Source organism: Methylobacter sp. Wu1 (assembly GCF_036553575.1).
Classification (GTDB): Bacteria; Pseudomonadota; Gammaproteobacteria; order Methylococcales; family Methylomonadaceae; genus Methylobacter.
On record NZ_JAZHOC010000085.1, the window covers coordinates 25,535 to 48,837 of the forward strand.

Genomic DNA, 23,303 nt, shown 5'->3' on the forward strand with positions numbered 1-23,303 from the left:
TGAAAATTATTTTTCCGGTTTCCGATAACCATAAATATTCTGCTGGAAGAACTCATCCAGTTTTTCTCCAACGCCGGTCAAGCCTTTAAGCTCTACTTGGAAGAACACGCCAGTCTGGCTTTCACCTTCTACATCGAGCGCGCTTAACTCAAGATCACTGACAGCCGTATCGCCAAACGCATTAACGATGGCACTGTTAACCCAACGACGACCGATCAGGCGGAAACGCCAGCAACAGTTTTCTTTTTCGACGCCAATGAAACTCTCCCGCGTGGCATTATTAAGCAAGGAGTATTGCCAGCGGCCCACCGCATACCAGTCATTATATACAGGCCAATGGAATGAAATGTCGCTCTGGATAATATCATTGCGCCGGTCGGAAAAAGTCACTACCGTGTTTTTTCTATACCGATAACCTAAATTGATAATCTCATCAGGTTGATTGATATAGTGAAGCGCGACGTCGCCTCTGACGACGTCGTTTATATCGGGATTCCATTGAAGGCCGCTGTCAACCGATAAATGATCCGTAAACTGGACATTTAGTTCACTCACCAGGTTCGAAAAGTTGCCGGTTTCAATCGGTCTGTCAACCCTGCATAATGGCGAGTAATAATTACCGCCGCACAAACCGACTTCTCTATCCCGGAAATAGAAAATCTCGCCGATATCGAATCTTAGCCTTTGTTTGCCGGTTTCAGGATCAATCAGACGTGAAGTAACGGCGGCCGTAACCTGGTTGGCATCCTGTACCCTGTCGCTACCGCTGAAGCGGTTCTCTCTGAACAAGCTGCTGAAATTGAAATCGTAGAGCGAAGTATCGAACAATGGAATATTGTCCTGATTTTTCTTAGGAATATAAAGATAGAATAACCTTGGCTCTATCGTATGTGTAAAAGCGCTTCCGCCGAAATCGAAATCGCGCTCAAAGAACAGGCCGCTGTCGACAGAAGCTATAGGCAGCGCTCTGGAAATGGAATCCGGCTGGCCTATATTTACAGGTTGCTGCTCGCTTAACTCATATTGCGTGTACTGAAAGGAAAGCTTGGGCTTTAAAAAAGCACCGGCGGTTTCCATCGGAAAACTGACTGACGGCTTAACGTTAAATCGCTGACCATTGACCAGTTTTTCATGCTGAAAATAAACAAATTCGGCGTTCATACCCGTATCGAGCGGCATGAAATCGAAGCTGCGACTCAGGTTCAATATACTCTGAGGCAATCGCCGATAAGGTCGATTCTGCGGCGCTATGGCTTTATCAATATTTTGATAATTATCCACGCGATTGATGAAAGAGACGCCTTCATTAATGTATTTGATATCTGCCTGGCTATATAAATAACTTAAGTTGGTCAAGCTTACCGCATTGCCTAATTCATTGAAGTAATCCTTATCAGATACATAATTGAGATCCATATGTGAACTGATATGCCTAGTAAACTGGGCATCGTTCAAAAGTCTTGCAAAGTACCGGGATTCATCGCGCAAGGAATCATCAGGCATAAATTCGAGACTTGCCTTACCCCTTGTCATATGAGTCAGATAACGGAAATCGCCTGCCAGTAAAATGCCTCTTTTTGTCAGATAACGAGGCCTTAACGTCGCATCATAATTAGGTGCGATATTCCAGTAATAAGGCACTGAAATATTGAATCCGGCGTCCTGCGTACTACCAAAAGAAGGCGCCAGAAAGCCCGATATCCTTCTGTCATCGATAGGAAACGAAAGATAGGGCGAATAAAATACCGGCACGCCTTTAAATTCCAGCCAGGCATCGTTGGCCGAGCCTTTACCGGTTACATCGCTCATTTTAAGTTCGGACGCATGGACCACCCAATCCTGATTGCCGGGGCGACAACTGGTGTAGGCAACATCTTTATAGCGCGACAACTCCTTGCTGTCGCGGTAAACGGCTTTCGCCCGCCCTCTGATCGGCGCGGCCGGCGATATAAACACCGTATCCCTTAGTTTGGCCTGATCGGTAGCTAAATTGAGCATGGCCGTATCGCTGTATAAAGCCAATTCATCTTCGCTGTAATAAACATCGCCTTGCAGGTCAACTGTTTCCGAAACCGTATCATAAGTCGCCGTATCCGCCAGGATATGCTGATCGGCTCGGTGTATCTGGACATTGCCCCAATAACTGCTGATTTCAGTATCGAAAAGCTCCGAATAGTCCGACCGGACCTCCAACGGTGACGTTTCGCGCAAGTGTTTTTCCGGCACAAACTGCGGCGATACCGGCGTATCGACCGAACAGTTTGCCCACGGATCATATTTCAGCTGCGTCTGCAAGGTGTTAAAGACCCGCTCCTGCTGCGAATCGAAGGCCGGTTCCAGCAGACGATTCTGACTCTCATCGTTTTGGACAACCTGCGCCTGGCCTTTTGGATCAGTGCCGACCAGATTACAGCTCCAGTTCTGATTCTCCTCGCCGGGCGCACAACTCCATCCCGGTTGCAGCTGCTTTTCAGTAACTCTGGCGGTTTTGTTTTCAGTACCTTTTATCTCAACCGGAACAGGCTCGTTGGCATCAGTGATGACCGGGCGCTTGACTATAACCTGCCGCTTATCCTGTTCGTGTATCACCGACTGTTCATTTTCCACGGATTCGGTCTCAGCCGGCTTGACATCTTCATCGGGCTTCGCCAAGGCCGGCTCAGCATCCTGGACAGGCTCAGGCGTAACGGGTCGGGTTGCTTGAGCGGGCTCGGGGGCAGCCGGCTGCTGCACACTCTGAATTGGCTCGGGAATTGCCGAAGGCTGCGCTTCCTTAACTGGCGCAGTCTGAGCCGGTGCCTGCGCCTCGCTTGCTTTCTCGGCTGGTTTTGCTTCGCCCACGCAAACCCATCCCTTGCCGTCTTTGCTTTGTTCGCAATTCCAGGCTGCTTCGTTGGCAGAACCGGCAGATGTGTAGAGAGAGGGTAAAAAGACCAGGAATAAGCGGCGACGCATAGAGGATAGAAGTTTAGTAGCTTAGTGAATCACAAATCGAATAAAATGCTGAATTAGACATTTTACCTTAATTTGCCGCAGCATTATAACTAAACTCCACTATTCCACATGATGCCTGAAGACTTAAGAGCACTATCCATGCTCGACTGGCTCGAAAATGATCTGCTATTGGATATCCATTCTTGTGAACCCGCCTCCAGTGACGCCAGCTTCCGGCGCTACTTCAGAATTAAAGCGCCACAAGGACAATTCATTGTCATGGATGCCCCGCCGCCCCAGGAAAAGGTCGAGCCCTTCGTCAGAATCGCTGACCTGCTGGCGCGTTCCCAGGTCAATGTGCCCACGATATTCCGGCAGAATCTCAGTGACGGTTTTCTGTTGCTTGAAGATTTCGGTTCGCAGTGCTTTCTCGATCAATTGAATGAAAATACAGCTGCCGGTTTATATCAAAGCGCTTTCGACAGCCTGTTCAAACTGCAAACCAATACGCCGCAGCTCGACAGCGGCCTGCCAGCCTATGACGAGCCGCTGCTGAAGAGAGAGCTGGCCATTTTCGACGACTGGTTCTTGGAACAGTCACTGGACATCGCCATGCCTGAGCCGCTACGAAGCAACGTGCATGACATACTGATCGCATCGGCACTGGAACAACCGACAACGTGCGTCCACCGCGATTATCATTCGCGCAATTTGATGGTGCTGGACGCCGACTCGCCCGGCGTGATCGATTTTCAGGATGCCGTTATCGGGCCTGTTACCTATGACCTGGTGTCGTTGCTGCGCGACTGTTATATAGCCTGGCCCACACCACAGGTTGAGCAATGGATGACGCACTATTACCAGCGACTCCTGCAGGCAGGCCTTATCGATTGCGATCTGCCTCGCTTTAAACGCTGGTTCGACCTGATGGGCATGCAGCGGCACCTGAAAGCCATCGGCATTTTTTCGCGCCTGCACATCCGTGATAACAAATCCGGTTATCTGAAAGACATACCGCGCACGCTGAATTACGTCACCGCCGTTTGCGCAGCTTATCCTGAGCTGGCCGATTTTGGACGGTTTCTTCACGGACAGGTCTTGCCCAAACTATGAAAGCCATGATTTTAGCGGCCGGGCGCGGCGAAAGAATGCGCCCTTTGACCGACCATACGCCCAAACCCCTGCTGGCCGCGGCCGGCAAGCCGCTTATCGAACATACGATCGCGCAGCTCGTAGCGGCCGGCTTCCATGAAATCATCATCAACCACGCCCACCTGGGCCGGCAAATTGAAGAGCGTCTCGGCAACGGCGATCGGTTCGGCGCCGCCATCAGATATTCGCCCGAAGGCGAAGAAGGCCTGGAAACAGCCGGCGGCATCATCAACGCCCTGCCCTTATTGGGCGATGATGCCTTTTTAGTCGTCAACGGCGATATCGCCACAGACTTTCCGTTCAATGAACTGAACAGCCTGAATATTGATCTGGCTCATCTGATTTTAGTCGGCAATCCTGAGCACAACAGGCAGGGAGATTTTGGCCTTGACAGTGCCGGCAATGTCGTTGAAAACGGCGCCGAGAAATTCACCTTTAGCGGTATCGGTCTCTATCGGCCTGAACTATTCAGCAATATGCCGGTCGGAAAAAGCAAACTGGCGCCATTGCTGCGAGCAGCCATGTCGGAACGCAGGGTATCGGGACAAAAATTCGACGGCTTCTGGATGGATATAGGTACGCCGCAGCGCCTTAAAGAACTGGACCTTTATTACACGCAAAGAGAGAGCAATCATGACTGATCATATTTATAAAAAAATAGAACTGACAGGCTCCTCAACCGTCAGCATGCAGGATGCCATCGAAAACGCTATCAGCAAGGCCTCCAAAACCATCCATGACATGCGCTGGTTTGAAGTCGTCGAGACGCGCGGCAATATAGAGAATGGCAAGGTTGCCCATTGGCAGGTTACCATAAAAATCGGATTTGCACTGACCGAATAACGATATTAACTATCGCGCTTTCGTGCTAATTTGGGAAAGACAGTAAACTGTTCGCTTATTGTGATTGATAGGCTTATGCCATAACGCATTGCAGTGCAAGAACTGGCCTCGTCGTTCGATGCAGAACAGAAAACTGGCTAATCCCCAAAGCGTCAGGCCGAGCATTTGCCGAAACGTTTAGTCATACGAAATAAGGCAAACTTTCCGACGGCACCACGTTGCTCGCATAGAGACAGAGGCTCCGCAGATTTGAGTGATCGCGACGTTTGCCGCCAACCTGGACTAGGAGCACATAAATGAAACAAGCTTTAAAAAAATAACGTCTCCTGCCTCAAGCCAGTCTTTACCTTTCGGACCAGCTTCAATCACTTTTTATGCCTTGTTGGCGACTGAAGTCGCTCCTACAGGCATTAAATAGTTTCTCTCCTTTTTAGATTTCCTGCCTCGCCTTCTCGCCAATCTCTCCAGCGAGGCTCTAATTCCTTCATACCTGCAGTCTGGCAACCGCTACTGTAGGCATCCTGGTTGTAAAATGGATATTTACGATAGAACCTCAGTAATCCCACTCCTATCGAATATCATTACTTACTCTTAAATTTATTCAGTAATTACAATTAATTAAATATTGCCAGTTTTCAAAAATTGAAAATAATTGACTATTATCAATTTTAAGAGTAAAAAAATAGCGACGAAAAAATTTATTAAATATTGGTATTTTATATCCCAGTTTTCTTGATTCAACCCGCTCTTGCGGACATGGCATATACAGCAATTCGAAAATACCAATAACGATGACATAGTATTTTTAATAATAAAACATATACTTATCATTATTTTCAAAATAGTGGGGCTATTTTTAACGTAAGTGTGAATCCGGCTGCTGACAGGATTAAAATTAATAAAATAAAAACTTACGATCAATTTAAATCTCTGATATTCGTTAGCTTAGCAGGCAGGATATCGGGAGTTATGGAATGCGGAATATAATTGCCGCGTTCTTAGTATGGATTTTAGTATTTGTTATTAATACATATACTGTTTATATATCCACAAATAAGGTTTTATAAGACGGATTTTTTAGATGATCTCGCATGCATTAACTATTGTAATCAACGAGATGAACCGGCACCTTGATGATGTTTTTCAAATGGCTATGCCCGCTGTCGGCGTAGGTAATCTAGCGGAAGGGTTTGTCAGCGGTTCTGGAAATAACGGGGTTGCGAGAGACATGCTCATCTTATCCATAATTAATATCAGGGAAGAAAAAGCACTAAAAAATCTGCCCAATTATGTGCGCGATAAAGATTTGCTAAAAGTCAGATATGAGAACGCACCTGTTTTTCTCAATCTCCAGATACTGGTTTCAGCCACTCACGCCAATTACAGTGATGCGTTATTGGCATTGTCCAGAGCCATTTGTTTTTTTCAATATAAGAACGTATTCACGCAAGACAACGTATCCCCCAACTCAATAACAGCCAATGCGCCCAATAACCCTCTCGATCAATTGCAATCGTTTAAATTGATCTTTGATTTATACTCCCCTTCAATGGAGGAGGTAAATCATTTATGGGGAACGCTGGGAGGAAAACAGTACCCGTTTGTTATATATATGCTGCGCATGCTGGATATGAAGTTCGCTGCGGTGCAAAGCGAAGCCAAGCTTGTCACTGAAGTGGCCAGGAAACTCTCCCACAAAGAACCGGCAGCAGAATCATGAACGCACGTTTAAGCCGCTGCCAGCCATTATTTCAGGCGCATATTCTCCATCATTGCGGGTTGAATGATGCCAGTGTGCCGTTTGATACCGTTGAGCCCGAGCCACTGCCGCTGAATTTTTTGACCATGCCGGTTCAAATCAGCGCAAAAACAAGGCCGTCTCAAGGCTTAGGAATATCCCAACCCGATGTAATTGGTCCGCCCGAAGCGTCAGGACTTAGCTCCGCAATCTTTGAATAATTTAAAACTAAACGGTGAAAAACATGGCAACAGCTTATAAAACCCCCGGAGTCTATATCGAAGAAATTTCCAAGTTTCCCCCTTCAATCGCAGGGGTGGAAACGGCGATCCCTGCCTTTATCGGTTATACCCAAAAAGCGGACAAGCTGACTCCGGGCGATTTACTCAATAAGCCGACCAAGATCAGTTCGATTGCCGAATACGAAACCTATTTCGGCGCCGGCGCCACCCCGAGCGTTGCCGATGTCCGCCTCGACGACAACAGGAATTTCAAATCGGCCAATCTCCAGTCGGTGTTTTATCTCTACGACAGTCTGAGGCTGTTTTATGCCAACGGCGGCGGCGATTGCTACATCGTGTCCGTGGCCACCTATGATTCGGCCGCCAAAACCGCCGGCGAATTCACCGCTGCCGGCAAAGGGATCGCCGCGCTGGAAGCGGTCGACGAACCGACCATTCTGGTTTTGCCCGACAATTCACTGCTCACCACTGGCACCGACTTCTACACGGTTTATAGCGCCGTGCTTGCGCAATGCAACAGTTTAATGGACCGCATAGGCCTGTTTCACCTCAAGGAAAATGACCCCAAAGGCAGCGAATTCCGCTCGAATCTCAGCAACGAAAACCTGAAATACGGCGCGTCCTACTCGCCTTGGCTCACGGTCAATTTTCCTAAAAATCTGCAATACCGTCACTTCAAGGATGTATTGTATGTCGGTTCGACAAAATTCAAGCTGGCTGACCTGATCAGCGATAATGCCACCAAAACCCTGATCGGCGAGTACGATCAGATCATCGCCGACGGCAACACCATTGCCACTGCCAGCCAGGCCCTGGCGACGCCCTCCAAAACGTTGCGCGATCAGTTCACGGCCCTGGAAGGCGCTTACCAGGCCAACAAAACCCCGCCAAACCTGGGGGCGCTGGTCAACTTCATCTTTGAAGTGGCGCGGAAACTGGATATCCTGGTTGGCGCGGCGGCCGGCTCGGCCAGCAACACCAGCTTTAAGAACGATCTCAAGACTTTGATCAGCTCAACGCTGAAAGCCACTTACAGCAGTCTGATCGGTTACGACAAGGAACTGGCGGCGAAAATCACCAGCAATGGCTACGCTGTCCGTTTCAGTACAGGCACCGTGCCCACAGCGGCGGAATGGGGAGGCATTTTTGCGGATAATCCGGCAGTGCCTGCCAGCAACATCATCCCGCTTTCAGCCGGCAACAACGTCGAGCGCATGGAAGCTGTGATTCCATCACTGCGCAGCGTTTTCGAGCAAGTCAATAATGCCTGGCTCGTTAACGTGGCCGCCGGCGCGCAGGTTCTGGAAAAGCAAAAACACGACGCCTTGCAGTCGGTATCACCGTTGTACAAGTCGATCCTGGCCGGACTGCAAAACAGTAACACCAACATTCCGCCTTCAGGAGCCGTAGCGGGCATTTACGCCTATGTCGACCGTACCCGCGGGGTCTGGAAGGCGCCGGCCAATGTCGGCATCTCGGCCATCATCGGTCCCAAGGATACGTTTACCGCATCGGAACTGGACGCCCTCAACGTCGACGTCAACAGCGGCAAGTCGATCAATGCCATCCGCAGCTTCACCGGCAAGGGCACCCTGGTTTACGGCGCGCGCACCCTGGCCGGCAATGACAATGAATGGCGGTACGTCAATGTCCGGCGCTTTTTCAACTTTGCCGAGGAATCGATCAAAAAAGCGACCGAGCAATTTGTGTTTGAACCCAACAATGCCAACACCTGGGTACGCTTGCAGGCCATGATCGAGAATTTCCTGACAGTGCTCTGGCGCCAGGGCGCATTGCAGGGCATCAAGCCGGAGCACGCGTTTTATGTGGCCGTGGGGCTGGGTAAAACCATGACGCCGCTGGACATTCTTGAAGGGCGCATGATCATCGAAATCGGCATGGCCGTCGTTCGCCCCGCTGAATTCATCATTCTCCAGTTTTCGCACAAAATGGCTGAATCTTAAGCAACTGTACTAGAACGATTTATTATTTATCAAGCGCATAAGGATAAACATCATGGCACAAGAATATCCAATTCCCCGATTTCATTTCCAGGTCGACTGGGGCGGTGCAAAAATGAGCTTCACTGAAGTGACCGGCCTTGTCATGGAAAGGGAAAAAATCGAATACCGGCACAGCGACAGTAAAGACTTCAACAAAATCAGCATGCCGGGCATGGTCAAGAACAACAATATCACCTTGAAGCGCGGTAAATTCGAAGGCGATTTTGACTACAACACCTGGCTGGAAGAGATCGCCAACGAGCGCGTCAACGGCCGGCGCGATCTGGTGATCCGGCTGCTGAACGAGAAGCACGAACCCGTCGCAGCCTGGGCCGCTACCCGCTGTTTTCCGGTCAAGGTCACGGCGCCCGATCTGAAATCCGATGCCAACGAAATCGCGGTGGAAACCCTGGAAATCGCCCACGAAGGACTGAAGCTGATGAAGGTGTAACCGGTAAACGCCATGGTCGATTACTACCCTCCGCTGGGCTTTTATTACAAAGTCGAATTCGGTATCAGCCAGGACAAGAACGACGCCCGCTTTCAGTCGGTGTCGGGTTTGTCGGTCGAATACGATTACGAGACGTATAAGGAAGGCGGCGAAAACCGTTTCGAGCACAAATTGCCGGTACGCAGCAAATATGCCGATCTGGTGCTGAAGCGCGGCATGTTGACCGATTCCAGCGTGTTGCAGTGGTTTCTCGACGCCTTCAATCAGCGCAGCTTCAAAGCCTCTGACGTCAACGTCATCTTGATGAACGAAAAAAGCGAACCGCTGCGCACCTGGAAAATCGCGCATGCCATCCCTAAGAAATGGCTGGTCAGCGACTTGAACGCCAACGAAAGCGCGGTGGTAATCGAAACCCTGGAACTGACCTACCGCTATTTCACCATTCAATAGTAAACAGGCTGCGCTAAGTTATGCCCATCGAGATCAAAGAGCTGCATATTAACGTCACGATAGACGCTACGGCCCAAACTCCGAATGCCGCTGGCCCGGCCGGCGGCGGTGCGGCCGGAGGTAATGCTCCTGTCGACAAGGACGCCATCATCGCCGAGTGCGTCGATCAGGTTCTGCAGATCCTGCAAAACAAAAAGGAACGCTGATGGCCCTGGAAAAGATGCTGATCCTGGCTTTCGAAACCGCGCAGGACGCCGAAAGCGGCGGCCGCGCCGAAGCCAAGGCCGAATTCGAAGCCCTGATCAACCCGGAAAGCTACACCCTGGACTACAAGGTCAAGACGGCCGACAGTCAGGGCCAGGGCTCCAGCGCCGCGCAATCGCGTTTCGAATACACGCTGCCGGAAGAACTCAGCTTCGAATTCCTGTTCGATAATACCGGCATCATCGACGATAAACCAAAGCCCGACGGCATCTTCGACGACGTCAACCGCTTCCGGCAAATGCTGACCGCTTATCAGGGCGATTCGCACGAGCCTTACCACCTGAAACTGGTATGGGGCAACCTGTTGTTCAAAGGCCGGGCCGTGGAACTGGGCATCAGCTACAAGCTCTTCAATCCCGACGGCCAACCGATCCGCGCCATCGCCAAAGCCAAATTCAAGGGCAGCATCGAAGAAAAAAAGCGGGCTTTGAAAGAAAACAAAAGCTCGCCCGATCTTAGCCATATCCGCAAGGTCAAGGCCGGCGACAACCTGCCGCTGATGTGTCAGCGCATCTACGGCGATCCCAAGTATTATCTGCAGATCGCCCAGATCAACGGCCTGCATAACTTCCGCCATCTCGTGCCCGGCACAGATCTGATCTTTCCGCCGCTGGCCAAAACCGATAAAGCCTCGTGACTAACCAATCGACCATTCCAACCCCGGCCTCGCCCGATGTCTGCACGGCGGCGATTCTGATCGACGGCACAGAAATTTCCGGCGAATTCCATGTGCTGTCGATCTATGTCAGCCGAGAGCTCAACCGCATCCCTTCCGCCACGATACTGTTGCAGGACGGCGAGGCGGCAAAAAGCACCTTTACCGCCAGCAACACCGAACATTTCATCCCCGGCAAGGCCATAGAGATCCAGCTCGGTTACCGCGCGCAGAACGAGACTGTGTTCAAAGGCATCATCGTCAAACACAGCATTAAAATCCGCAAAAACGGCAGCCAGTTGAGCATCGACTGCCGCGATGAGGCGGTGAAAATGACCGGAGGCGCAAAAAGCCGCTATTACCTGGACAAAAAGGACAGCGACATCATGGAGGAAGTCATCGATGGCTATGGCCTGCAAAAAGAGGTCAGCGCCACTCAGGTCGAGCTGAAGCAAGTCGTGCAATACGATGCCAGCGATTGGGATTTCCTGCTCTGCCGCGCCGAAGCCAACGGCATGGTCATCAAAATCGAGGACGGCAAAATCGGCATCGCGCCGCCCGCCGCCAGCGCCGCCTCTGTACTGAGCGTGCAATACGGCGCCAGCCTGCTGGAGCTGGATGCCGAAATCGACGCCCGCTGGCAAAGCCCCGGCATCAGCGCGCAAAGCTGGAACGCCGCCGATCAGGAAGTCCTCAGCACCGACGCCAGCGAACCGGCCACCACCGACAACGGCAATCTCAGTCCCGGCGCCCTTGCCGAGGTCATCGGCGGCGACCCCCATGCGTTGATACACGGCGGAAAACTCAGCCAGCCGGAATTACAGGCCTGGGCCGATGGCCGTCTGCTCAAGGAACGGCTGGCCAAAGTGCGCGGCCGGGCGAAATTTACAGGCTTTGCCGGCGTCATGCCAGACAAGGTGATCGAAATCACCGGCATCGGCGAGCGCTTTGAAGGCAAATTGTACGTTTCAGGAGTACGCCACGGCTTTGCCAAAGGCAACTGGGAAACCGATGTGCAACTGGGCCTGAATCCGGAAATCTGCGCCGAAACCTTCAATCTGCGTCCGTTGCCGGCCGCCGGATTACTGCCGGCCATCAGCGGCCTGCAAATCGGCATTGTCACGGTACTGGAAAATGACCCGGACGGCGAAGACCGCATCAAACTGCGCGTGCCGACGATCAGCATGTCGGAAGAAGGCATCTGGGCCCGTATCGCCACCCTAGATGCAGGCAAGGAACGCGGCACCTTTTTCCGCCCCGAAATCGGCGATGAAGTCGTCGTGGGTTTTCTTGACGACGACCCGCGCCACCCGGTAGTGCTGGGCATGTGCCATAGCAGCGCCAAGCCCGCTCCGGAACCGGCCAAGGACGATAACCACCGCAAGGGTTATGTCAGCCGCGAAAAAATGAAGCTCACGTTTGACGACGAGAAAAAGGTTATTACCCTGGAAACCCCGGGCGGCAACAAGATCCTGCTCTCGGAGGAAGACAAAGGCATACGTTTCGAAGACCAGAACGGCAACAAAATCACGCTGGACGATAACGGCATCGTCATTGAAAGCAGCAAAGACCTGATCCTGAAAGCCAGCCAGGACATCAAGCAAGAAGGCATGAACATGGAATTGAAAGCGCAAACCGCACTTAAAGCCACCGGCACCAGCAGCGCCGAAGTCTCCGGCGCCAGCACCAGCATCAAAGGCAGCGCCACCACGGTGATTCAGGGCGGCCTGGTCCAGATCAATTAGGAGACAGCCATGCTTCCCACCGCACGCGTCAGCGACATGATCGTCAGCCCGGCTACCCAGGGCGCCCCTACCCCGATTATTCCGCCCGGTGCGGCCACGGTGATGATCGCCGGCCTGCCGGCGGCGCGCATGGGCGACAGCTGCGGCGCCGATGCCATTATCAAAGGTTCGGCAACCGTAATGATCGCCGGTCTGCCGGCTGCAAGAATCGGCGACTCAACAGCCGCCGGCGGCGCCATTCTGCCGCCTGGGGCCACGACTGTATTAATCGGCGGCTGACATCATGGCAAACTCTTTTCTCGGCCGCGGCTGGTCTTTCCCGCCCACCTTTAATCGCAGCAATGCCGGCGTCGAGATGCTGGCCGAGGAAGCCGATATTGCGTCCAGCCTGGAAATCCTGCTCAGCACCCGCCCAGGCGAACGGCTGATGCTGCCGCAGTACGGCTGTAATCTGGATGAGCTGTTGTTCGAAAACCTGGACACGCGCATGAAGACATTGATGGCCGACAAAATCGAATCCGCCATTCTCTATTTCGAGCCGCGCATTCTGCTTGACGGTGTAAGATTGCGCGAAGATCAACAGTTGGAGGGCGTGGTGTTGATCGAGATCGATTACCGGGTCAAAACCACCAACTCCCGGTTCAACTTCGTCTATCCCTACTACAAAACAGAGGGCACCGACATTAACCTCACTACAACCGTCAATTTGCTACCTGATGGGGCCTGATGATGGCGAACGATTGCAATCAGAACACCAACCCGTTGAAGCTGATCCATGAGGGCACACGCCAGGATCAACGCTTCCTCGCCGAACTGGACCCGGCTTACGCGCCTGTCGATGCTCACAAACTGCAACATGCGCTGGTGTTTGCCAAAGCCTATGCCCGGCATCTGCAATTTTACGATGCCGGCCATAACGTCAGCGGCACTTGGGAGGATTTTTTCGGCGGCAATGACGCGGTGTTGCTGGCGATTGCCGCAACCCAGGATATTGGCCATTACCAGAACACCCTCAAAACCAGTTTCGATTTTTTAAATCACCGCAGCAACGCTGCCTCCGGCGCAGACAGCAGCGCCGAGAAAAGCCGCAAAGACAACGCCCTGAAGCAGCACTTAGGCTGCCTGTTCAGCGCCATCGCCAGCCTGGCTGCGCAGCTGGATCAGCTAAAATCGCAGTTAAGTGAGCAAAACCCGCTCAAACCGGTGCTGGGCAATCTGATTCGCAGCCAATTGGCAACGAGTTTCCGGAACCTGATCGCTTATCACAAAGCCTTTCCCGGAACCGATCCGGTGTTTGCCGATGCGCGTCCGGAACTGATGATTTTAGGCGCCAGCGCCGGTGTTTTCAGAGCCATCGAGCAGGCCAGTTTCTCCAGCGACTGGATGGCCGGCGACCACGCCAACTGGAGCGATTATGTCGCAGCCATTGTGCCGGATGCTTCGTTATACGGGAGCAGTGGCGATGTGTTCGAGCGCCTCAACCATATCGCCACCCACAATCTGTTTACCGCCATTTTCGATCAGTTTCTGAAAGCCTACGCCCGCAGCGTCGGCGATGCGCAGCAGGCGTTGCAAGACAACCTGAGCCAGCGCAGCGATCATGAGCCTCACTACGCGTTGTTTCTGGCATTTCTGCAACTGTTCGAACATGCGCGGGCCGAAGTCAACACGCTGACCAGACGCCATCTGGATTTTTATTATCGGGAAGTGCTTAAACTCAAGGAAAAACCCGCCGAGCCGGGCCAGGTTCATCTGCTGGTGGAACTGGCCAAACAGGCCGACACCCGCCTGATTAATCGCGATACGCTGTTCAAAGCCGGCAAAGATGCGTCAGGGAAGGAAGTGGTTTATGCCGCTGACCGCGATTTTGTCGCCAACCGGGCTAAAGTCACGGCCCTGAAAACCGTTTATCACCATAGCGACGTCGGCGAAACCGGCCTGAAAAACCAGCACAACGGCCGCTTGTTCGCCTCGTCCGTCGCCGATTCTGATGACGGCCTGGGTGCCAAGCTGACCTCGGCGGATCACTCCTGGCATCCGTTCTTCAACAAAGTTTACAGCCTAGGGGCGCTGAGCGAGATCAGAATGCCCAAGGCCGAAATCGGCTTTGCGCTGGCCTCACATTATTTGTTGCTGTCGGAAGGCCATCGCACGATCACGCTGATCTTTCCGGCCCCGTTGCCCGACCGCATCGGCAGTACGGATCTGCTCTGCTTTGTCAGCGGTAAAAAGGACTGGATTCCGGTAACGGCAAGCCTGCCCCATAAACAGCAAATCGTGTTGACGCTGGACGGCTCGGCCCCTGCCATCACCCCTTATCTGGCTAAAGTCCATGGTTACAGTCTGGATACCGATTTGCCGGTATTATTGGTAAAGCTGGCCCACGATTCAGGCCGCGATTTTGCCTATGACAAGCTGAAAACGTTGCGCCTGAACCAGATTCTCCTGACCGTTACGGTAAATGATCTGAAAACGCTGACGGTCAGCAACGATTTCGGCCCGGTCGACACCGGCAAGCCGTTTCAACCTTTTGGCGCTTTGCCTGTGTCCAACAGCAGCCTGATTATCGGTTGCAAGGAAGCCTTCCAGAAGCGGCTTGCCGAATGCACGCTCAAGCTGAAATGGCAGAATCCTCCTGCACCCTACCCCGACGCCAAAGACGTAGAAATAGGTGTAGAGTTTCTGAAAGCCGGTACCTGGGAGGAGATCAAGGACCTGCAATTCCCTGTCACCGGCAGCCAGTTGAAGCTGACGGATGATCTGAGCCGCGCGTTTGCCGATATCCCCGGCTTTTCAACATCGACTGCCATTGACGATGCCTGTTCAAGCCGCCCGTCTGCCAATGACCCGAATTCTCAGGCTAAGACAATTACTCACACAGCCGATCTGAGCCAGCTGTTTGTCGATGCCCCCGATCTTTCAGCGCCGACACCTTTCGACACGGCATCCCGGCACGGCTATTTACGGTTAAAACTGCTGCAGGACTTTGGGCAGAGCCAATATGAACAAGCCTTGATCGATTACATCACCGGCTCTGCCACCAAGACTGCCAGAGTTACTGGAGACGCTGCCAAATCAAAGCCAGTCCCGCCCGTAGGCCCTTTCATCAGTGAGCTGACGCTGGACTATACCGCTGCGCAACTTCTGGCGTTTAAAAGCGTAGATCAAGCCGACTTCGAAATCCGCCAGGCGCGCTTTTTCCATCTGGCGCCGTTCGGGCAGGCCGAACAGCATCCGTTTCTGAAAATCGCCGCGCCCGATCCGGCTATTTATTTGCTGCCGCAGTTCAAGCACTTTACTGATCCCGCCGGTCAGGCGGCCGAATTCTACATCGGCGTCAGTGATCTCAATCCGGGGCAAAATCTGGCGCTATTATTTCAGGTAGCTGAGGGTACCGCCGATCCGTTATCCGTCAAACCGAAACCGCAGCATATCCACTGGAGTTATCTGCGCGACAACGAATGGATAGACTTTGCCGCCAACGCTATCCAGGACGGCAGTCATGAACTGCTGCATTCCGGAATCATTACTTTGCAGATACCCGCCGATGCTTCCGCGGCCAATAGCCTGCTGCCTGCCGGGCAGTACTGGATCAAGGCCGCCGTCGCCAGCGAGAGCGATGCCGTCTGCCGTCTGCAACAGGTTGCCGCCCAGGGCTTAACCGCCACCTTCAGCAACCGGGATAACGACCCGGCGTTTCCGGCCACTGCCCTGGCAGCCGGCTCCATCCGCAAACTTGCCATCCCGGACGCCGCTGTCAAAAGCATACACCAGCCGTTTCCCGGTTTCGGCGGCAAGGGCGCCGAGCAAGCCGATGCCTTTTACACCCGCGTCAGCGAACGCCTGCGGCATAAAGACCGGGCCATCGCGCTCTGGGACTATGAACACCTGATTCTGGAAGCGTTTCCGCAAATTTATCAGGCCAAATGCCTGAATCATACCTATTATGACCAGGACAACGGCAGGAACATCTATCGCGAACTAGCCCCCGGCCATGTCACGGTCATTACCGTTCCGAACCAGCAATTTCACAACGAGCGCGATCCGCTGCGACCTTACACCAGCCTGGGGCTTCTGGAAGAGATCAAAACGTTTTTGCAAAAACGGCTGCCGGGGACGGTCCAGCTGCATGTCAAAAACCCTCAGTTCGAAGAAGTCGAGGCGCGTTTTAAAGTCTGTTTCAACTCAGGCCTGGACAAAGACTTTTACACCAGCCGGTTAAATCAGGCCATCACCCGTTTTCTCTCGCCCTGGGCATTCACTGAAGACGGCAGCCCCAACATTGGCGGCAAAGTTTATCGTTCGGTATTGCTCAATTTCGTTGAGGAACTGCCTTACGTCGATTATGTGACCGATTTTCAATTGGCCCATCGCTATCCGATCCAGAGCGGCGACGGCACTGAAACCAGCATTGCCGACAATGCCGTGATTACCGGCTCCAAAGCGATTTCCATACTGGTTTCCGCCCGGCGGCACACCATCACCCCTATTGATCCGGTTCAGCAATCAAGCACCGGCGCCGCCTGTCCGTGTGAATCTGTATGAGCAAGATACCTGACACCCTAGAAAAACATGCCGAGCTTTCGCCCGCTGCCGACTACTACCGTCTGCGCCGGGAGGGCATCGGCTTTATCGCACAATTGGCCAGTGACACGTGGACCGATTACAACGCCCATGATCCAGGCATTACCCTACTGGAAAGCCTGTGCTATGCCATTACAGATGTCGCTTACCGCAGCCAGTGGCCGATAGCCGATCTGCTGACATCTGCCGCGCCGCCGGCAAACGCAGCTCACCCCTACCCCGATCAGGCCTTTTTTACTGCCCGCGAAATCCTGACCGTCAACCCGGTAACTCCTGATGACTTTCGCAGGCTCCTGATCGATCTGGACGTGGTGCGCAATGCCTGGGTATTCAGCCAATCTTGCAGCTGCGATTTTGATTATTACGCCTGGTGCGACAAAAAACACCAATTGCGGCTTGGCTATAACGCGCCGCAAACCGAGCAGCAGACGCCGGTGAAAGTGGCCGGTCTGTACGACGTTCTGCTGGAGCTCGAAGCCGATCCGGAACTCGGCGATCTCAACGATCACAAGATTACCGCCAGCTATCAGGTCTTTGACAGCGAAGGCCGCCCCCATGCCACGCTCGTAGAACTGCGCTTTCCGCATTGGCAGACGTTGCAGCCCGAGCAGCAAGCGCCGTTTTTCAGCGACGCGCCGCTCTCCGCACTGACCGTCACCCGGCTGGGGGCCAACAAAAGTTACGATGTTCTCAGCGATGATACTAAAGAAACGGATTCAGAAAAGGACAACTACCTGCGCGATCACTGGCGCCAGGTCTTCTATGTCAGTTTCACGATCGATTTCAGCGACAATCAGCAATCAGTCATCGAACATGCCGCGTTGCGCATGTTCGGCGATGCCGCCAGCCGAAACCTGACCACGCTGGCGCAGCTGACAAACATACTGGAGGATGCCGGCGCCTCGGGCTTGCTGCAGCGCTACCGCCACAAACTCAAAGTCGCCCGCCAAGCGGTAAATAGCGCCAAACAGGCATTGCAGCAGCATCGCAATCTGGATGAAGACTACTGTCATGTCAAGGTGGTGGATATCGAAGATGTGGCAGTCTGTGCAGACGTAGACGTCAGGCCGGATGCCGATATCGAACGGGTGCAGGCCCGGATCTGGCTTGCCATCGAACAGTATTGCAATCCGCCGCTGGAGTTCTACAGTTTACAGGAACGGCTAGCCGACAATGCGCCGGTGGAAGACATATTCAACGGCCCCGCCTTAAGTAACGGCTTTATCGGCGATGAGACGCTGGCCGCCTCCCAGTTAAGAACGGTGCTGCGCACCTCGGACATCATGAACCGCTTGATGGATATCGACGGCATCGTCTCGGTCAACAACCTGCTGCTGACCAAATACGACGCAGAAGGCAACCCGGCCACAGGCGCCTCCGATCCCGGTTACGGCACAGACAACAGCAACAAAGTCAGCGCCAACTGGCAACTGTTGATCACGCCGCAGCACCAGCCTCGCTTCCATCGGCACTTGTCGAGCTTTGTGTTTTTCAAAGACGGCCTGCCGCTTCGGCCCAGAGCCGACGAAGCCTTGTCAACCTTGATACAGTTGCGCGGCGAACAGAACCGTCCCAAAGTGCGCTCCCAAACGGCAGATGGTGAAGATCTGACCGCGCCTGCCGGCGTATTTCGCGACCCGCTCGACTACTATCCGCTGCAATACGGCCTGCCCCCGGCTTACGGAGTAGGCGCTGAAGGCTTGCCCACCCACGCCTCAGAGCAGCGCCAGGCCCAGGCCAAGCAGCTTAAGGCCTATCTGCTGGTATTCGAACAAATCATTGCCAATGCGCTGGCGCAAATAGGCCAATGCGCGGAATTGTTCTCGCTCGACCCGGCGGTACAGCGCAGTTACTTCGTCAATTGCCTGAACGAAGAGATCATCAAAGGCTATAACGATGTGACCGATGGCCTGAACCTCGACGCCTTGGAAAAAATGACCGAAACCGAAGAGGAGTTTCAGCAGCGCCGCAACCGCTTTCTCGACCATTTAATGGCCCGCTTCGGTGAACAATTCAGCGAATATGCGTTGCTTTTAACGCGCCGGCAGGGATTGCCCTTCGCGCAACGCCGTCTGATCGAGGACAAACTGACATTTCTGAAAGCCTATCCTGCCGTCAGTTCTAACCGCTACCGGGCCTTCGACTATAAAACGCCCGGCATGCAAGGCAATGCGGCGGGGCTTAAAAAACGCGTCGCGCTGCTGTTGGGCTTTCCTGACCTGGACTTTGCCTGGACCCAAACCGAGCCTGACGAGGCAGGCTACGCAATCGCCTACCAACTGAAAGATACGTACCGCATCTGGTTTGAAGGCGACGTTAAACTCGAGACCGATACGCCAGAGGCAGCGCGACAGCTTGCCTACGCCAGACTGATTGCCGCATTCAGCAAAGCGGACGCATATCTGATCGAACCGGCAGGCGCTGACAGCCTTGAATACCATCTCTTGCTGCAAGATGCGGACGGCCAGCCGCTCGGGCAATCCGCCGACCTATTCGCCAGCAAAAGTCAGGCCGAGGCATTTAAAGACGAATTGTTAAGCTGGAGCGCCGATCAACGCGCCGTCATCGTCGAGCATCTATTGCTGCGCCCCAAATTTCCAGGCGATGCGCTCTATCCTGCCTGCTCCAGCGGCGACTGCGCGGTCTGCGGCGACGAAGATCCCTATTCATTCCGTTTAACCTGGGTGATGCCCGGCTGGACAGCGCCTTACAACAATGACCTGGAAATGCGCGGCTTTGCCGAACGCACCATCCGCAAAGAAATGCCGGCGCATCTTCTGGCCAAAATCTGCTGGGTGGCGAACGACGGTTTCAGCCGGGACGAGGCGCTGATCCAGAGCCTGTCTGCGTGGTTAATCGCCAAAACCGCCGCTCCCGATGCTAAAGCTTTGACGAGGCAACAGGCCGACAACTGCACCCTGGCCATCTATACCTTGTTCGACCAGACATTTACCGACTGGCATCAAAACAACGCCGCCACGTTTTTCCAGCCGGATGTGCTGAACAACCAATTGCAGACCTTATTTTCACCGCTGACAACCGACGGGCTTGACTGCGCCGCCCAGCTCGACAGTGCGCAGTGGGCCGAGATTAAAGCGTCGATGACCAAGTATTTTCAGCAACGGGTTATCGGCGGCTGGCAATTCGAGCGTTTCCAACAAGCCTGGCAGCAATGGCTGGATGTCAATCGGCGCTTCGATTGGAGCGAGGAACGGCTTTCCGAGCAGGTGCGCGTCATCCTCAAAGCCGGCCGGCTTGACGGTCCTGTGGCCGATTTATGCTCATGCAGCGCCAGCATTCTCGGCAGCTACGGTGAACATTTCCATCAATGGCTGAACGGCAAAATGCTCAACCGCGTTATTCCTCAGCCGTGGAATGCGCAGGATTTCGCCGATTTCACGCCTTTGACCCTCTATTTGCCGGCGCTTTGCAGCGGGCTGACCTTCAAGCCGGGCACCGCGGAAAAGCTCCAGCAGTTGCTTGATAGCCGCTACGCCGGCTACCGGGAAGTCTCTTACGCCTTGCACCAAGTCGTCACCTTATTGGCCGCATTGAACAATACCTATCCGCAAGCCACTTTACATGATTACGATGACGGTAGTGATCAGAACCCGGTACGGCTAGGCAGTACCGCTCTTGGTTCGCAGCACACCTGAACTCGGCCCTATTCAACCATCTGATAACGGTAACATCGCCATGCAACCACAACAAACCAGCTATCCGGTCTTCGAAGCCAATCAGGTATTGACTAACGCGCATCTCAACCAGCTGTTCGGCTATCTGGACGATCAGCAGCGGCTGACGCGGGCCAATCTGACCGGCATCGGCATCGTTTGCGGCCTGGACATCGCGCTGGACAATCCTGCCGCACCCACCAGGATTTTTCTGTCCAAAGGCTGCGGGATTACCTCCGAAGGCTATTTGCTGGCAGAGCCGCAGGAAAAACTGGAGCTGGTCGCCTATCGCCAGTTAGACGCTGACGAAGACCTGCATTATCTGCCGTTCAAAGACAACAATACTCAGTTTGCACTCTGGGAATTGTTGACTGCCGAGTCGCTGGGCGATGCCAATGTCAACCAGTTGACTGAAGCACCGGCTGGTTTTCTGGATGATAAAGCGCTGGTGCTGATGCTGGAACTCAAACAAGCTTCATTGCGTAATTGCAGCCCCAATAACTGCGATGACAAGGGCTCCGAGGTTGAAGTCAAAGTCCGGCGCCTGCTGGTAGAGCTGAACAAGCTGACTGCCTATACTCCGCTGCAACTGCCGGAAATCCCGCTGGCGCGCGTTCATTTTGCTGCACCGGCAGACTTACAGAATTACCAGCAGGTTTATAAGAATTTTTTTGCTAAACAGACGGATGCAAAAACCGCCGTCAGCCGCCTGCTGGATGCCATCAACCAAAGCTACGGCCATCTGAAACTCCTGATCCCGGACCTGGACAATGCAGCACTGGCCCAGCTGGATCAGCAGTTCGATTTTCCGGCCGACAAGCCGGCGATCCAGTATTACTACGACTGGCTGCGCGACTTGACCGCCGCCTATCATGAGCTTCGGGCCGCGCTGATGCAGGCCGTGCCGGAATGCCTGCCGGATGCAAGCCTGTTTCCGCGCCATCTGGTATTAGGCGCCCTAAAAAATTCCGTCAATCAGCAATACCGCAGCCGGTTTTTGCCTTCGCCGGCACTGGTCCTTGCCGAAAACAGACGCGGCGAGCTGCGCTTTTTGTTCGAGCGGCTCCTGCGGATGGTGCAAGACTTCAATATTTTACCGGACGAGTACAATGCAACTCCTCCAAAAATCACCCCCAGCCAGTCTGGTTATCGCCATCTGTCCGGCAAGGCGCTGCCGTTCTATTACCGGCCGGAACTGCGCCCTTACTGGGACGCCAGCCGCAAAGACTGGCAGGCCCGGAACATTCTCTCCTGGCATGAATATGCCGATAGCCCCGCGCATGTTCGCCAGCCGCTGGATTATGATCTGGAAGCGTACAACTTTTTAAGGGTAGAAGGCCATGTCGGCAAAAATCTGCTGACTGTCACCACCACTCTCGGCGAGCTGATCAAAAACCACCGTTTGCCGATTTCCATTCTCTATCTCAGCACTGATACCATAGGAAATTTTCTGGAAAGACACCCTGGCCTGGAGCATCAGGCAGGTGCTCTGCGCGATGGTACTTTTGTGGTGTTATATGGCGGAAGCGGAATCAACGCCAATATCGTACTCGCCGATTTCGCGCTGCCTTACCGCATAGAACGCGTTGAAGCTTCGGCTGACCTGTGCAAGGTGACGGTAAATGAGTGCTCATACCCATGGTTCGACAGCAGAAGGCACTTGGGCAACTTGGCCCGCCGTGATTATTCCGGGTCCAAGGAAGCCGATAAAGACCTCCTGGCCGATAACTATGTCATCGTCGTCTACCGCTACGAAATTCAGGGACAGCCCCTTATTCCCAAACAAATCAGCGTGCCTATTCAGGAACTCATTAACGGACAGATTGCCGCTATAGCCCGGAGATTGAATCAGGCCTTCCCCAACGGAGTGGTGTTCGATTATGACCGCGCTAGCGATAAGTTGATTATTCGCTATTTTGCCGACCAGACGTTCCGTATCGAATGGGGCGGGCTGCAAGGCAACCAGATCCGCTACGCCTACACTCCCGACGGTGTGTATCGCTGGCAAAAAGGCGCATGGGAACCTCTCGGCCATTTACCGCAGTATAAAGTCACATGCCGCTTGCGTGATGAATACCACGCCGGTGAATACCAATGGCTGCAGGAAAACGCTCACCATCAGGCCAAGTATCCATCTCCGAGCGCAACCATGCCGACGGAACAGGATCTGATTGACTGGGAAGGCATGATCAAGCTCAGAGCATCCAAGCCTTTGCCGGCATCGGTGCAGAATCTGCTGGGAAGCATCGGAAAGGCTATAGACGAAGCTTATAATGTAGGAGGTCTGACTGTCGAAGCCGTGTTAATAGGCCCGTGGGCCAACGGCAGTTGGGTATCCCGGACAGCATCGGAAAACAGTTTTCCTACAGGCTTTTCCGGCTTGCGCGAGAAAATCACCGGCAAAAAAATCAATCAGCATAGTGATATAGATTTACTGATCCACACAGAAGATAAATCGATTAAACGAGAAGACATTATGGCTATCCTAAGCGATTACTCGGTAAGCGGCTATGCCATCAATATTATTTTCGGCAAGAAGGATGCCCAGAAATGGTAATAGCTGCTGTG

General features: G+C 53.4%; 17 protein-coding genes. 16 read left to right on the forward strand and 1 reads right to left on the reverse strand.

What is annotated here, in order from left to right; translation table 11 throughout:
* Positions 1–6: 6 nt before the first annotated feature.
* A complete protein-coding gene (gene lptD, locus V2P20_RS19940) occupies positions 7–2,955 on the reverse strand; it encodes an LPS assembly protein LptD (RefSeq protein ID WP_331821477.1) in 2,949 nt (982 codons plus the stop codon).
* Between the two features lie 138 nt (positions 2,956–3,093).
* On the opposite strand from lptD, the gene V2P20_RS19945 reads away from it, so the two are divergent.
* From V2P20_RS19945 to V2P20_RS20020, 16 genes are all read left to right on the forward strand, one after another.
* Positions 3,094–4,047, forward strand: coding sequence for a phosphotransferase (locus V2P20_RS19945; protein WP_331821479.1), 954 nt, complete (start codon positions 3,094–3,096; stop codon positions 4,045–4,047).
* A complete protein-coding gene (gene murU, locus V2P20_RS19950) occupies positions 4,044–4,727 on the forward strand; it encodes an N-acetylmuramate alpha-1-phosphate uridylyltransferase MurU (protein ID WP_331821481.1) in 684 nt (227 codons plus the stop codon). The genes V2P20_RS19945 and murU overlap by 4 nt, the downstream gene beginning before the upstream one ends.
* Positions 4,720–4,929, forward strand: coding sequence for a dodecin (locus V2P20_RS19955; protein WP_331821483.1), 210 nt, complete (start codon positions 4,720–4,722; stop codon positions 4,927–4,929). Before murU ends, V2P20_RS19955 begins: the two co-directional genes overlap by 8 nt.
* Positions 4,930–6,010: 1,081 nt before the next feature.
* Positions 6,011–6,649 carry a DUF4255 domain-containing protein gene (locus V2P20_RS19960; protein WP_331821485.1) on the forward strand — a complete coding sequence of 213 codons (639 nt, stop codon included), beginning with the start codon at positions 6,011–6,013 and terminating at the stop codon, positions 6,647–6,649.
* Positions 6,646–6,888, forward strand: coding sequence for a hypothetical protein (locus V2P20_RS19965; protein ID WP_331821487.1), 243 nt, complete (start codon positions 6,646–6,648; stop codon positions 6,886–6,888). The genes V2P20_RS19960 and V2P20_RS19965 overlap by 4 nt, the downstream gene beginning before the upstream one ends.
* A 23-nt stretch (positions 6,889–6,911) precedes the next feature.
* Positions 6,912–8,873, forward strand: a complete 1,962-nt coding sequence (locus V2P20_RS19970; RefSeq protein ID WP_331821489.1) for a phage tail sheath C-terminal domain-containing protein — start codon at positions 6,912–6,914, stop codon at positions 8,871–8,873.
* Positions 8,874–8,925: 52 nt separating this feature from the next.
* Positions 8,926–9,363 (forward strand): phage tail protein, encoded by a 438-nt coding sequence (locus V2P20_RS19975; RefSeq protein ID WP_331821491.1) that lies wholly within the window; start codon positions 8,926–8,928, stop codon positions 9,361–9,363.
* A gap of 12 nt (positions 9,364–9,375) precedes the next feature.
* Positions 9,376–9,813: a phage tail protein gene (locus V2P20_RS19980; RefSeq protein ID WP_331821493.1), complete on the forward strand. Its 438-nt coding sequence runs from the start codon at positions 9,376–9,378 to the stop codon at positions 9,811–9,813.
* Between the two features lie 20 nt (positions 9,814–9,833).
* Entirely contained in the window at positions 9,834–10,019 is a 186-nt protein-coding gene (locus V2P20_RS19985) for a DUF5908 family protein (RefSeq protein ID WP_331821495.1), read from the forward strand.
* Positions 10,019–10,714, forward strand: coding sequence for a LysM peptidoglycan-binding domain-containing protein (locus V2P20_RS19990; protein WP_331821497.1), 696 nt, complete (start codon positions 10,019–10,021; stop codon positions 10,712–10,714). The genes V2P20_RS19985 and V2P20_RS19990 overlap by 1 nt, the downstream gene beginning before the upstream one ends.
* Entirely contained in the window at positions 10,711–12,477 is a 1,767-nt protein-coding gene (gene vgrG, locus V2P20_RS19995) for a type VI secretion system tip protein VgrG (RefSeq protein WP_331821499.1), read from the forward strand. The genes V2P20_RS19990 and vgrG overlap by 4 nt, the downstream gene beginning before the upstream one ends.
* Before the next feature lie 9 nt (positions 12,478–12,486).
* A complete protein-coding gene (locus V2P20_RS20000) occupies positions 12,487–12,756 on the forward strand; it encodes a PAAR domain-containing protein (RefSeq protein ID WP_331821501.1) in 270 nt (89 codons plus the stop codon).
* A 4-nt stretch (positions 12,757–12,760) separates the two neighbouring features.
* Entirely contained in the window at positions 12,761–13,204 is a 444-nt protein-coding gene (locus V2P20_RS20005) for a GPW/gp25 family protein (RefSeq protein WP_331821503.1), read from the forward strand.
* On the forward strand, positions 13,204–17,022 hold the full coding sequence (locus tag V2P20_RS20010) for a baseplate J/gp47 family protein (protein ID WP_331821505.1): 3,819 nt from the start codon (positions 13,204–13,206) through the stop codon (positions 17,020–17,022). The genes V2P20_RS20005 and V2P20_RS20010 overlap by 1 nt, the downstream gene beginning before the upstream one ends.
* On the forward strand, positions 17,019–20,717 hold the full coding sequence (locus tag V2P20_RS20015) for a hypothetical protein (protein WP_331821507.1): 3,699 nt from the start codon (positions 17,019–17,021) through the stop codon (positions 20,715–20,717). The genes V2P20_RS20010 and V2P20_RS20015 overlap by 4 nt, the downstream gene beginning before the upstream one ends.
* 40 nt (positions 20,718–20,757) lie before the next feature.
* Positions 20,758–23,292, forward strand: coding sequence for a hypothetical protein (locus tag V2P20_RS20020; protein ID WP_331821509.1), 2,535 nt, complete (start codon positions 20,758–20,760; stop codon positions 23,290–23,292).
* Positions 23,293–23,303 lie beyond the last annotated feature (11 nt).

Excerpts from the sequence above, each read along its gene's own strand:
- V2P20_RS20000 (WP_331821501.1), top strand. The coding sequence starts at position 12,487 with ATGCTTCCCACCGCACGCGTCAGCGACATGATCGTCAGCCCGGCTACC.
- V2P20_RS19985 (WP_331821495.1), top strand. The coding sequence starts at position 9,834 with ATGCCCATCGAGATCAAAGAGCTGCATATTAACGTCACGATAGACGCT.
- V2P20_RS19965 (WP_331821487.1), top strand. The coding sequence starts at position 6,646 with ATGAACGCACGTTTAAGCCGCTGCCAGCCATTATTTCAGGCGCATATT.
- V2P20_RS19990 (WP_331821497.1), top strand. The coding sequence starts at position 10,019 with ATGGCCCTGGAAAAGATGCTGATCCTGGCTTTCGAAACCGCGCAGGAC.
- lptD (WP_331821477.1), bottom strand. The coding sequence starts at position 2,955 with ATGCGTCGCCGCTTATTCCTGGTCTTTTTACCCTCTCTCTACACATCT.
- V2P20_RS20015 (WP_331821507.1), top strand. The coding sequence starts at position 17,019 with ATGAGCAAGATACCTGACACCCTAGAAAAACATGCCGAGCTTTCGCCC.
- V2P20_RS19975 (WP_331821491.1), top strand. The coding sequence starts at position 8,926 with ATGGCACAAGAATATCCAATTCCCCGATTTCATTTCCAGGTCGACTGG.
- V2P20_RS20010 (WP_331821505.1), top strand. The coding sequence starts at position 13,204 with ATGATGGCGAACGATTGCAATCAGAACACCAACCCGTTGAAGCTGATC.
- V2P20_RS19970 (WP_331821489.1), top strand. The coding sequence starts at position 6,912 with ATGGCAACAGCTTATAAAACCCCCGGAGTCTATATCGAAGAAATTTCC.
- V2P20_RS19960 (WP_331821485.1), top strand. The coding sequence starts at position 6,011 with ATGATCTCGCATGCATTAACTATTGTAATCAACGAGATGAACCGGCAC.
- V2P20_RS20020 (WP_331821509.1), top strand. The coding sequence starts at position 20,758 with ATGCAACCACAACAAACCAGCTATCCGGTCTTCGAAGCCAATCAGGTA.
- V2P20_RS19945 (WP_331821479.1), top strand. The coding sequence starts at position 3,094 with ATGCTCGACTGGCTCGAAAATGATCTGCTATTGGATATCCATTCTTGT.
- V2P20_RS19980 (WP_331821493.1), top strand. The coding sequence starts at position 9,376 with ATGGTCGATTACTACCCTCCGCTGGGCTTTTATTACAAAGTCGAATTC.
- V2P20_RS20005 (WP_331821503.1), top strand. The coding sequence starts at position 12,761 with ATGGCAAACTCTTTTCTCGGCCGCGGCTGGTCTTTCCCGCCCACCTTT.
- V2P20_RS19955 (WP_331821483.1), top strand. The coding sequence starts at position 4,720 with ATGACTGATCATATTTATAAAAAAATAGAACTGACAGGCTCCTCAACC.
- murU (WP_331821481.1), top strand. The coding sequence starts at position 4,044 with ATGAAAGCCATGATTTTAGCGGCCGGGCGCGGCGAAAGAATGCGCCCT.